This window comes from Paenibacillus sp. FSL P4-0184 (assembly GCF_038004625.1).
In the GTDB taxonomy this organism is placed as follows: Bacteria; Bacillota; Bacilli; order Paenibacillales; family Paenibacillaceae; genus Paenibacillus_AQ.
In genome coordinates, this window is the sequence record NZ_JBBORN010000002.1 from 1,427,542 (window position 1) to 1,440,601 (window position 13,060).

At 42.0% G+C, this 13,060-nt stretch carries 7 protein-coding genes; all 7 read left to right on the forward strand.

Annotated elements, in window-relative coordinates:
- Nucleotides 1–750: 750 nt before the first annotated feature.
- The 7 genes from MKY52_RS28190 (at nucleotide 751) to MKY52_RS28220 (ending at nucleotide 12,855) form a co-directional block, all read left to right on the forward strand.
- Entirely contained in the window at nucleotides 751–1,692 is a 942-nt protein-coding gene (locus MKY52_RS28190; protein WP_341055091.1) for a hypothetical protein, read from the forward strand.
- Between the two features lie 109 nt (nucleotides 1,693–1,801).
- Nucleotides 1,802–8,575 (forward strand): stalk domain-containing protein, encoded by a 6,774-nt coding sequence (locus MKY52_RS28195; protein WP_341055094.1) that lies wholly within the window; start codon nucleotides 1,802–1,804, stop codon nucleotides 8,573–8,575.
- A gap of 258 nt (nucleotides 8,576–8,833) precedes the next feature.
- Nucleotides 8,834–9,511 (forward strand): response regulator transcription factor, encoded by a 678-nt coding sequence (locus MKY52_RS28200; RefSeq protein ID WP_042188454.1) that lies wholly within the window; start codon nucleotides 8,834–8,836, stop codon nucleotides 9,509–9,511.
- Nucleotides 9,508–10,515, forward strand: coding sequence for a sensor histidine kinase (locus MKY52_RS28205; protein ID WP_341055096.1), 1,008 nt, complete (start codon nucleotides 9,508–9,510; stop codon nucleotides 10,513–10,515). The genes MKY52_RS28200 and MKY52_RS28205 overlap by 4 nt, the downstream gene beginning before the upstream one ends.
- 83 nt (nucleotides 10,516–10,598) lie before the next feature.
- A complete protein-coding gene (locus MKY52_RS28210) occupies nucleotides 10,599–11,321 on the forward strand; it encodes an ABC transporter ATP-binding protein (RefSeq protein ID WP_445671038.1) in 723 nt (240 codons plus the stop codon).
- Entirely contained in the window at nucleotides 11,318–12,091 is a 774-nt protein-coding gene (locus MKY52_RS28215; RefSeq protein ID WP_341055100.1) for an ABC transporter permease, read from the forward strand. The genes MKY52_RS28210 and MKY52_RS28215 overlap by 4 nt, the downstream gene beginning before the upstream one ends.
- Entirely contained in the window at nucleotides 12,088–12,855 is a 768-nt protein-coding gene (locus tag MKY52_RS28220) for an ABC transporter permease (protein ID WP_341055103.1), read from the forward strand. The genes MKY52_RS28215 and MKY52_RS28220 overlap by 4 nt, the downstream gene beginning before the upstream one ends.
- Nucleotides 12,856–13,060 lie beyond the last annotated feature (205 nt).

Here is a 13,060-nt window from a genome sequence, read left to right on the forward strand (position 1 = left end):
ATAAAGTTTAAGCGCTTTAACTTTAAGACGGAAGTGACATTTCACTTATATGCTGAAGAGATTTGAAGATACACGCTTCAATAGGGGATCATCGCATCCTCAACGTCACTATTATCACTTTCATTGTGCCTGAGGTCGATTTCATTGAGTAAACAAAAATTCCTCCTTAAGTGATGGTTAGTTTAATTAACGTCAATGAATCCTCCTTCCCTATAGAATGATCTCCAAAGTAAAACGCTTAACAATAAGTGCTACACATGCCTATAAAGTTTAAGCGCTTTAACTTTAAGGTGTAAGTGACACTTCACTTATATGCTAAAGAGATTTGAAGATATGCGCTTCAATAGGAAATCATCGCATCCTCAACGTCACTTTTCACCTATAGGTAGAAATTGCTAACCCAGCAGCATTACTTATGCTCCAATGTATCACAACTATTTTCGCCGTGTCTAGGTGTTTGTGAATAAAATTTAAAAATTAATATTCATTAATAAAAGCGTTTACACCAAACGACAGATCCTTTATAAGATATTGATCTCCTAGCACACACAAAATTGCGAACTAGGACTGTTTTTTTATAAGTCAAATTTGTTTTAATTCAGTCTAAATAAGCGCTTACATTAGAGGACAGCTAAACTTACAATTATGTCTAACCATTTAAATTTGGGAACTTCTCCAACAACGGCGATGAATTTCACTGTCATAGGCTTTCTTGAAAAGCTAGGTTGAATATTTGAAAGGGGGGGCGTCATGGGGTTTACTAGACGAAAAGCAACCGTGATTATCTTGTTTACCACTCTGATTGTTCTTGCTTTACTCGTGTTGAGCTTAACTAACAAAAAGGAGGAGCTACCGGAAGATTGGATATTTACAGTTGATGGATACGCAGTAACAGAGGAAGAATTTCAATTTTATGTCAAGGAGCAAAGAGCTATAACGGCAGACTATTTCTTCAGAACTTATGGGGTCCAAGTAGATGAGGGCTTCTGGACACGTCAATACGGAGAAAATCATGAAACCCCAACTGAATACGCCAAAAAATCTGCAATGACTGCATTGCTAAAGACCAAGCAGGAGCAATTTATTGCAGATGAGCGGGGGATCGCCCCTTACAAAAGCTTTGATGAGCTAAAATCCGACATGGAAGATGAAAATGTTAAGCGAGCTAAGATGGATGATTCAGAAGGGACTTACTATGGATTGCCTCAGTTTGATTTAAATCAATACATGCAATATTTAAGTGGCGCCCGTTGGCCGGATTTGGTAGAAACGCAGGTTAAAAAAACGAAAATGAGCGAAGCAGAGTTGCAAGTTGAGTATGCATCAAAAAGTGCGGAATATGTTCGTGTTGCAAATGAATTGACGGCTGCGTTAGCGACAGCGGGACAGGCCAAGGAAGAGAAAGTGCTAAACCGTTTGGATATATCCAAAGAAGAAACCGAGTCTCTTAAGTTCTGGGAGTCTTTAGCTGCTGCTTCTGTAGGTGAGACAGTAATTGGTAAATATATGGGCGAGGATGTCGTTGCCACATTAACCACAAAACCGGAAATCACCAAGCTTAAACTGGAAGAAGTGAAAGATTCCATTCTATACGGATCGGCGGAGTCTGACTTGCGAGCGTTAATTGCAAATACGAATAAGTTGAAGATCGTATATAACGGTAATCGATTCAGTGAATTAGTAGTGAACTAGAATAGTTATGTTTTTAAGTTTATAAAAATCTATGTCTATTGAGGCTTCCATAGATGCAGATTTTTTATAAAGTATTAATTTATTAATTTCAAAGGGAGGAAGTTTTTGGATGATACGATCGAAATGGATGCAAAAAGCTTTGTCGATGATTACGGCAACTTCGTTGGTGTTCCCTGGTCTGTTCGGCTTGGCGCCTTCATCTGAAGTGTCAGCTGCGGGAGGGGGCGAATCTTTTGACTCTGTTGTACTAGAATTGACACAAGCGGCTGGTCAGGCAGGCAGGGTGAATCTTACCTATAAAGGTTCGCCTTTAAGCAGTCTCGTGAAAGGACCGGTTATTGACGAGGTTAATTATGATTCCAGCAATGCGAATCTTTTAACTGTTAATAATCAGGGGAACATTACTTTAGCTAGCGGTTATACATTTGCGTTGCCAGGTGCTCCAGGCATCCCGGTGACAATCACGGCCGCGGCGAGTTATTACCATGACTCAGATGTATTATTCATGGAGGATTTCGAGAACAACAATGGTCCAATGACATCAACTGGGAAATTAGGTTCGTCATACACGCTTTCCGATGCTCAGTCTCGTTCCGGATTGAAAGCGATTACACCTTCGAATGATACGAATAATGAAAATGTAGCCCAAGACGTGGCATTGCCGACAGGTAGCAATTATAAGATGACAGCATGGTATTTTGACCCGTATCCTGATGAGGAGAAGACAGCGACGGATAGAACTCAATTTGCTATTGTAGATGGCAAAAATGCCACCTTTGCCGGGACATTCTATCAAAGTTCAGAGGCTGATGTTATTCATAACCCGACTAGATATACTTGGGCATATGCACCATCATCAGCGGGTACAGCAGGCAACCGTTGGAAAGATAGCGGGGCTTTACGTTCCACAGGCTGGCATAAATTCGAGTGGCTCATTACACCGAATGGTGCGACTTTACAAATAGACGGAACATTAATATCCGATTCAGCGCAAAGTAATATTTACAAAGCTATGAAGAGCGGTACAACCATTCAGCCTAAAATAGCTGGAGGATGGAACAACCAGTCAGGTAACAAAGCTTATATTAAAAATAAACATCTAATCGACGATTTTTATGTTGTTAAAGATGTGGCTACAACAACAGGAACCAGAACATTAACATTAAATTTGGTACCTCCCGGTGGATTGCCAAATTTAGAAATAATCACTCAGCCAACAGCGGCAGAAGTGAAACAAGGTGAGACAGCAACATTTAGCGTTGCGGCATCAGCCGCTGCTTCAGCATATCAATGGTATGTATCTGACGACGAGTCTGGCTTGAACGGGACAAAAGTCAGCGGAGCTGATAAGGCGCTATTAACGCTTCCCAATGTGGACGCAGCTTCACAACAAGGCAATTTCTATTATTGCGAAGTGTCTTCGGCAGACGGAATTGTGATGAAATCCAATGCTGCACCGTTGTTGATAACCACCAATACACAGGTGAATGCGCCAATTAAACCGACGCTTGACTCGGACACGGGCATTTATAGTGGCGCTTCCAATTACGGTGACACCCTTGTAACACTGTTCAAAGACGGTGGACCTGTTGGTTATTATTTATCGAAAAATGGAGGACCCGACCAGCCTAACAATCATGAAAGGCATCATGTTCTACCCTATGCAAGGGCACTAGGAGTGGGCAACTACACGGTTACAGCCATTGCCATTAATAATGCGGGGGACATCAGTGAAGAAGTTGCAGCATCCGGAATATTAAAGATCGAGAAATTGCCTGTACCGGTAAATGTCAGATGGAACGGCACATACGCTACATGGGACCGCGTCGCTAACGCATCTGCCTATTCGGTTCAACTCTTCAGTAATGGAGTGGCTAAAGGAAGCCCGATTGCAGCAACAAGCAATGATGCGGCTTTGTTCCCGACTTTAAATGATACATTTAAAGTAAAAGCAAACGGCAGTGCAACGTCACGATTCTTGGACTCTGATGAATCAGGAGAGAGTGCACAATATTCAGCCAACATTGCACTAATTCGCCAGAGCGATACTTTACGGGCAGGAGATAGAACACGGTTAATCGTTGACACTGCTGATGTGTTCGTTGCTGATAACATCAGCTTCAGCCCGGCAGATCAAGACAAGGATAAGATTGAAGTTGATGATGCCGGATTCGTGACGGTTAAAAAAGGTTATGTTCCGACAGGGAACGAAGAGGTCACTGTTCAAGTGAGCGTTGATTACTTCAATAAGGCTGACACTATGTTTTACGATGGATTTGAAGGGGAGAAGAAATTTTCAAATGGTGCGAACGGATATGTTCACAGCGATGTGATGTCCCGTACCGGAGGAAAGGCCGCAACATCAAGCGGCGCCGGTCAGGTGGCTACTGTTCCAGGTACCTATAATTACACCCCTGCAACCGGTAAGACAACAATCGTTACTGCTTGGTACTATGATGATGGCAGAGCGGCTTCCAATGACCACGCTGTCTTTGGTTTAACCCCATCATCCAATGAACATATCGCAATAAATTATGGCAATGGAGATGGCGATTGGGCCGCAAATCTGACCAATTACGCAGTCAGACCCGGTTCATCCGGGAGATTCTATCCTGTAGATGTCAAGCGAAGCGAAGGCTGGCATAAATTCCAATGGTTCGTTACATCAACGGGAACGACCTATAAAATCGATGGACAAGACATTCAAAGGCAATCAACAGATGGCGGCAATTTTGATACCCTAGTTAAGAACAATATTTCCAAGATCGATGCATTGCAGCTTGCTACGAACTGGGGCAACAAGGCTGGAACGATTAAGGATATACAGAACAAGCACTTTATCGATGACGTATATGTTATCGATAGTGGAATAACAGCCCAAACCGGAACATCTTCTATTACGCTAAAGCTCATGCCCAAAGAGTATAGCCACTTGGAAGACAGCACATATGTTATTGGTCTGGACGACTATAATATCACCGTAAATCCTGATTTAGCAGATCTAGCTGGAGTGGAGATCGGCGCTGTAACACTGCAGCGGGATGTGGATTATACGGTTAGCGGTAATGTATTGAAAATTAACAAAGAATCATTCGCAAGAAATAATATCGTGCCAGGAAAATATACCATTAGACTGAATCTGAATCCTGCCGAAATCACATTCGAGTTGAACATTCTACCACTTGAAGTCCGTGATTATTATTTCTCCAATAACGGTGACGATCATGCAGATGGACGCACACCGGCTACGGCATGGAAATCAATCTCCAAGATTAATGAATATGTATTTATGCCAGGTTCAACCATTTATCTGGATGCAAATAGCGTATGGAACGAACAAATCAAACTGCGCGGCGATGGTGAGGAAGGAAATCCGATTACGCTTACAAAATATAATACGACCGACCCTAACCAACGCCCGATAATTAATGGTGGAGGAACAGCGGCAAGCCCATCAGGCATTTCCTTAAACGGTACAATTGAGTTATATGACGTTAACTATTGGGTAGTCAGTGGAATTGAAGTAACGAACATCGGCAATAAAGCAGGTGACGGCCGTTCCGGTATCGCTGTAATGTCACGAATTTCCAAGCTGGGACAAGGTCAGTTTAATATTCAAGATTATGCTGATGCTCGTATGCAAGGAATCGTCATTCGAGATAACTACGTTCATGATGTTAATGGGCTGCACCAAGCAAATGGAGCAAGTAAGGTATCCGGCGGCATCATTATTAATGGTTATGTAGATATATTGGTTGAAGGTAATAAAACCCTTCGCTGCGATAACGAAGGTATTCGCAACAATGCCTACGGGCCAAGCAATCCAGGGACTAATAACACAGGCATTACTTGGAGTAACTCAAGCTATCCTTGGGCATCAAACGCTGTGTTTAGAAACAACTGGATTTCTAGTTCGGTTGGAGATGGCATTGTCATGTCCGGCGGGAACAACTCCCTTGTGGAACGAAATGTGGTCACCGACAGCGGATACAGCTATTTAAGCGATAAGAGCGGCAACCTGGTTACGAACTGGGGGCCAAATAATACAACGCCAACATATCTAGGTTCGCAAAACTATGCGGCAGCGTGGATTATGGCAAGTAAAGGCACGATCTTCCGCTATAATGAAGCCGTGGATAACCCTTATCATGCTAGTAATGACGGTATGGCTTGGGACATTGACAACTATTGTCAGGACAATGTGTATGAATACAATTACAGCCGAAATAACTATGGCGGTTGGTACTTACAGATGAATGCTGCCAAGGGCAATATCGTTCGCTATAACATTAGCGTGAACGACGGTCGCAGCCCGGATTTTAACAAGAGCTTTAACAGTCTTATATTACTTGCGGGAGGTTCTTCAACGAGCGAGGAATTAAGCGGATTATACTATAACAATGTCATCGTCACACCATTGAAGAATAGCAGTTCGTTAGTATTTGATCCGACGGCCTCCAACTTGCATATTTATTTCCAAAATAATATTTTTGCCTACACTGGGGCAAACAACCAGGTTGGTCTGAAAGGCGGGGGAACATCAGCTTCATTTGCAGCCGGACGTTTTACGAACAACATTGTATATCCGGCTAATCTTTTTGGTAGCATGAACGCAGGCGGAGGCGGGTATCTAGGTGCAGGCGTAACAGCAACTGACAACCGCTATGTATCGGAAGAGGAACTTAACTCTATATTAAATGATTATAAATCTGCGCCGGAACATTGGATTACCAACAGCGGAACAGTTGATGCCAAGCTTGATTACAGTGTGATGAACGGGTTCCGTCTTGCTGACGGTAATAACCTGGCCTATGGTGCAGGTGCCGAGATTGTAAGCCCATATGTGGATCGCGCGAACGCTCTGCCTCATATGACGGAGAGAACAGACTTCTTCGGCAATCCACTTAGCGGCAGAACGCCTTCCATCGGCGCACACAACCCTTATGCGGTAACTTTTGATTCCAACGGTGGCAGCGAAGTGGTGAAGAAGTTCGCAGATATGGGCGGGACAATTAACGAGCCAACAGCGCCGACAAAAGAAAACACTGTTTTCGGCGGTTGGTATCAAGATGCAGCATTAAACGATATCTGGGATTTCGTTGCTGATCCTGTTACAAGGGATATTGAATTATATGCGAAATGGGTTGAAGACACAGGTACTGCGCCAATGATTACGACGAAATCGCTTGCTGATGGTAAGGTAGGACAACCTTATTCGGCAGTTCTTACCACTGACAGCGATAAGCCGATCAAATGGGCTGTTGTAGATGGTCAATTGCCATCAGGATTGAGCTTGGATGAAGATGCAGGTGTTATCTCGGGTACACCGGATCAATGGGGTCAATTTACATTTAAAGTTCAAGCTAACAATGACGCAGGCAGTGACTCGAAACCGTTCAATATAGTGATCACTGAAGATGTCTCAGTTGACACAGCTCCGGAGATTATCACAAAGACTTTGCCGAGTGGCAAAGTTGGACAACCTTATACGGTAACATTAGCGGTATACGGCAGCGAACCGATTACTTGGAAGGTCCAGGGAGGAGATTTGCCAGTAGATTTGAACCTAGATGAAGCAACAGGCGTTATCTCGGGTACGCCTCAAGAGGCAGGATATTACGAATTCACTGTTGGCGCAACGAATGATTTTGGTATAGATAAGCGAGTATTGAGCATCGAGATTAAAGAGGATAAGCCAGTGGAAACAGCTCCGGAGATTATCACTAAGAATCTGCCAAGCGGCAAAGTTGGAGAACCTTATACGGTAACATTAGCGGTATACGGCGACGAACCGATTACCTGGACAGTGAGAGATAATTATTTACCTGCAGGGTTGAAATTAGAAGGAGCTACGGGTGTTATTTCAGGGGTCCCTAATGAAGCGGGAACATACAAATTCACTGTTACGGCTTCTAACCATGCTGGCATGGATACGATAGAGTTAACTATCGTAATTACTGCAAATAATAACGGCGGAGGATCAGGTGGCCAAATCAGCACGCCGACTCCTTCTCCAGAATCACCGGTAGCAGATCTTATTAATGCTACAATCAAAGAGCAGCTGATGAAAGGCAATTCCATTGCATTGACGATGTCAGCCGGAAAAGATGAGCTTGAGATTCAAAACGATACGATCGGTGCGATTATTAAAGCCAACAAACCGCTAACCGTTACGAATGACACCGTATCTGTTGAATTGTCCCCTGAATTGTTGAAGCAGTTGAATACAGGCAAGAGTATGAAGGTTGTCATTAAACCTGTAAATGATAGAGACGGAGTTATAGGGCGGGGATATGAGTTGAAGATCTTCGCAGATGGCCGGGAAGTAACTGATTATACAGGGCTTATACCAGTAACCTTCGATCTGACAAAAGAGAAGTTGTCGACTAACGATATTAGCATGTTATGCGGTGTCATGCTTCGATTAGACGGTAACATGGAACGCTTAGGCGGCAAATATGACCATGAGACAGGTAAATTTACCTTCACGGCAAAAGGACTAGGCTATATCTTTGTAACAACCAAGCCTGAACCTGTGAAATTAGAACTTACTCTAGGTAAGAAAGGGTATAAATTAAACGGAATTGAAATGAGTATGGATGTTGAGTCGATAGTAGTTAAAGGCAGAACTTTAGTGCCACTGCGCTTCGTTGCTGAGAGCTTAGGAGCAAATGTAGGCTGGGATAACATTACGAAAACCGTAATGATTACCTTGAAAGGTCAGACTTTGTCTATAGCGATCGGTGAACTTGCACCAGGAATGGATGTTCCAGCTGAACTTGTAAACGGACGTACTATGCTCCCGTTACGCTTCATTGCTGAGTATTTTGGTGCAGATGTATTCTTCAATAATACTACGAAATCCATTAGTATCATGAAGTAGTATTCGCTAACAATAGCAGCTACACACGAAACCCTCTAACATGCACTGCAATGTTAGAGGGTTTCTATTGTGCGCCCATCGTGGACGACAACTTGGCGGTGAACGTCCGCTACAGGCTTGGCAGATCCAATCAGTTAGACGGGTCTCTTTTCTATAAAACTCTATTAACGAACGATAAAATTGTCTTAACTGGAAACAATTCTTTGGGTTGTGTTAATCTGTCTAATAGTGAATTCAATTTAGAGCGAGGGATGTTACTTGAAAAGAAACGTATTATACATTGAAGATAATGAGAAAATAGGCAGCTTTCTAAAAGAAGAATTGGAACAGCGAGGATTTTCAGTTCAGTGGCTGCTTTCTGGTGAAGGCGCTGAAAAAGAAGTAAATCAGCATGAAATCGTTATTTTGGATATCATGTTACCCGGTTTAGACGGATTTACTGTGGGGAAACGATTAAAAAAGGCAGCTCCTGCTGTTCCTATTTTGCTGTTAACAGCTCGAACATCGATAGATGATAAGGTAGAAGGTTTACAATTTGCTGATGATTATTTAACGAAACCATTCCATACGGATGAATTAGTTGCAAGATTAGAAGTACTAATCCGTCGAAGTGGCGGAACACATTCCGAACGCATTTCATTAGGAAATTATATTGAAGTAGATTCAGAAGGCCAAATGGTATTTGACAAACGCACAGGAGAAGAAATTATATTAACAGCGAAGCAGCATCATATTTTAATGTACTTCTTACGCCACCCTAATCAAGTTTTACCAAAAGAACAAATCTATGAAGCCATCTGGGAAGAAACATATATAACTGGCGATAAAACACTAATGGTACATATCCATCGACTGCGTCAAAAGCTGGAACGTCATCCAGATTCCCCAGAGATTATTGAAACGTTGAAGGGAATAGGCTATCGGGTGAAACTATGAAACAGACTAAATCATTATTTCGTCATTTTCTAAAAGGACATTTTCTATTTATCTTTTTACCTCCAATTATACTTATTTTCTTATCTGCGTTCATTGAATCTCCTATTAATGGAGAAGAGCTGAATGCGTTAAATCTATTTTACGTTGTACTACTTTTGTTTGGTTTTATTATTGTCGCATTTGTTCTAATATCCTGGATTTTCTTCTTAAGACTTCGTAAACGTCTCACCCGCTTACAGGAGGCCATGTCATTTTCAGCTAATCATAACTCATTTCCTAGACCAATATCTGTTCAAAGTGATCGTATGGATGAAATAGACCAGTTAGGCAATTCTTTTAATTGGATGATTCAGCAGCTTGAAGACAGCCGCAAGCGAGAACATGAAGAGGAATTATTACGACATCGACTTATAGCGAATTTATCTCACGACTTACGAACGCCACTTACCATTTTGAGAGGACATGTCACCCGATTAAATAAAGAATCAATGAGTCTAGAAGGACAAAATTCATTAACAGAAATAAATCATACGATTACAAGAGTGGGGGATCTAATGGATGATTTACTTTCCTATACATTGCTTACATCAGGGAAACATCCTTTTAGGCCCACTTCAACAGATATTGGACGTTTAGTAAGAGCATCTGTTGCTGCGTGGTATCCTGTATTTGAAGAAAAAGAAATCCAGATCGAGGTTGATTTACCGACAGAGGCGACTTTTTATTGGGAAGCAGATCCTAAATGGATGACACGGGTTCTGGATAATTTATTTCAGAATATTCTTCGTCATGCAGCAGAGGGGAAATATGTAAATATTGTGGTTGATGTAGAAAAAGAACACATCATTGTTGCAGACAGAGGTCCAGGTATGGATAACTCTTCCTATGAGCGTGGGGCCGGGATTGGTTTATCGACTTCAAATTATATGTTGAAAAAAATGAAGCTGAAAGCTGATTTTACATCAAATGATAGTGGCACAAGGGTAGCTATCGGAAGAGCTTAACCTAAAGTTAACCCAGAAGTAAACAGCATGATAACCGAGATGTAACTTTGCTTCTTTATAATTAGAACCATAACAGAAAGGAAGTGTTATGGTTGCTTACAATTAATAACTTAGTCAAACATCGCGGAACTAGGGAAATCTTATCAGGTATCAGTTTTAAAGCTAGACCAGGTAGAGTAACTGGTTTTTTAGGTCCAAATGGGGCAGGTAAAAGTTCTACACTTCGCATCCTGCTTGGATTAGACCGCGCTACCTCAGGGAGTGCACTCATTAATGGAAAGCCATTCGCAGAATTACATAATCCTCTAGTAACAGTAGGTGCCGCACTTGATGGCTTTGGAGCTCATCGTATGCGAACAGGACGGGCACACTTGCGTTGGATTGCACGTGCTGCAGGATTGTCTAACTCACGTGTCGAGGAAGTTTTGGAAATAGTAGGTCTTACTAATGCCGCCGGGAAAAGAGTTGGGCAGTATTCTCTTGGTATGGGGAGAAGACTGGGAATCGCAGCTGCGCTACTTGGTGATCCAAAAATATTGATTTTAGATGAACCCATAAATGGGCTCGACCCAGAAGGAATTCGGTGGATTCGGACATTTTTACGTGAACGTGCTGAATCTGGAAATACGGTGTTATTATCCAGTCATCTAATGGGAGAGCTTGCAGAGACGGTTGATGATGTGGTGATTATTAAGCATGGAACCATCGTTGCAGATGGAACATTGGAAGAAGTAATAGGTAACCATTCCACACTGGAGGAAGCCTTTTTTGCCCTGACATCTGAATATACAGGTGATGTTGTATGAGAGCATTTAATGCGGAACTATCTAAATTGTTCTCCTTACCGGGTATTTGGCTTGCTTTTCTCATTGGAGCGTTTGCACCAGCGCTTATTGCTGCCTTGGACAGCATAGCACAAAAAGAGGAGATTATAGCTGGAGTTAGCACGCGGCTATCGGAAGTTGGCTATATCGGGTTAGCTCTTGGTGTGCAAGGCGTTATTATTCTTGGTGTGCTTGCTGTCAGCAGTGAGTATTTGACAGAGAGCAGTGAATCTGGTGGAGGACAACAGATAACAACGAGTTTAACTGTTATTTCATCCCGGTTTCATTTTTTACTGGCAAAAGCAGGTGCTGTGACTGTGATCAGCATACTGCTTTGTATTGTTGCTATTATGACAACTGTGTCAGTAACGCATCTTATTCTTGGTGAATATGCCCCTGTATTTGAATGGTCCAGACTTATCGGTGCAGTTTGTTACTGGACATTCACTGCTCTTTTAGCACTTGGAATTACTTTTCTAACTAAGAATGGCATCCTCCCGCTTGCTGTGCTCATAATAAATTCATCCGTTGTATCATTTAGTGTCCTGATGTATAGGGTTACAAAGTTGGCGTTTTACTTACCAGATAGGGCTGGGGCTGAAATGTTTATGTTTACGGACAACACGTCCACAGGCACTTTATTCGACGGGTTTCACACCCCCTTCACAGGCGGTTTAGTCATGTTTGCCTGGGTACTCGTTGTTTTCATTGCTGCAGCTGTTGTATTCCATAGGAGGGATGTTGCAGCATGAGTGTCTCATCTAGTAGAAAGATAACACAAATCCTTGGTGCTGAACTGGATAAATTAGTTACATTACCATTGATATGGTTCACTCTTATGGGTACATTCATTCTAAATTTAGTTTTAGCCGCAGCTTTTACTTCTGTTGGTCTACAAGGGGCAACAGGTACGCAAAATATACTGAATATAGGACTTGCTTCTATGGGATATCTTCAAGCAGGGTTCATTATTCTTGGAATCTTAGCTACTTGTTCGGAGTATACTGGTGGACAGATTCGAACTACTTTAATTACGATACCTTGGCGTGGGTTTCAATTATCCACGAAGCATTTGGCATTGGCGATTATAACCATTCCTGTGGCGTTTATTATTGCTGCATCTGGTGTACTCTATACTTTTATTATGATGAGAGACACAACAGTAGTGATAGAAATAGACACAATGATAACAACATTAATAGGTGCAACGGGCTATCTAACATTAACCACACTTCTCAGTGCAGCTGTAGGTGCTTTATTAAGACGAACCACTCCTGCTTTAGTGGTACTACTTGGTTATTATTTCATTGTCAGTCCATTGACGAGGGTTTTTCTACCTAGTAATAAAATTTTTTTGAATTATTTTCCGGATACGGCAGGATCTTATATGTATATGCCGTCTTCCTCTGATGAAATAAGTGTCCTTACACCAATGCAAGGGACAGGTATTTCAATGTTATGGACACTGAGCTTTATTACAGTAGCTATTGTATTTTACCGTAAACGAGATGCCTAGTTTTAGGTTTTATCATTTAGAAAATAAGGAAATGAATTTGCCACTTAGCGAGAAAGTAGACAAGAACATAGCCCATTAGAGCCATGCGCCACGCGCGGGTTTGCTGTTTTAAGGGACCAAGTTCTTGTGCTTTTCCCTGGCCAAAAACTTGGTCCCTTTGCCGATTTTATATTTATCTAATCAGTAAAAATGCTGAGAAACATTC

What these genes read in the sequence shown, in the direction of transcription:
- MKY52_RS28190 (WP_341055091.1), top strand. Translation starts at nt 751, where the DNA reads ATGGGGTTTACTAGACGAAAAGCAACCGTGATTATCTTGTTTACCACT.
- MKY52_RS28195 (WP_341055094.1), top strand. Translation starts at nt 1,802, where the DNA reads ATGATACGATCGAAATGGATGCAAAAAGCTTTGTCGATGATTACGGCA.
- MKY52_RS28205 (WP_341055096.1), top strand. Translation starts at nt 9,508, where the DNA reads ATGAAACAGACTAAATCATTATTTCGTCATTTTCTAAAAGGACATTTT.
- MKY52_RS28215 (WP_341055100.1), top strand. Translation starts at nt 11,318, where the DNA reads ATGAGAGCATTTAATGCGGAACTATCTAAATTGTTCTCCTTACCGGGT.
- MKY52_RS28220 (WP_341055103.1), top strand. Translation starts at nt 12,088, where the DNA reads ATGAGTGTCTCATCTAGTAGAAAGATAACACAAATCCTTGGTGCTGAA.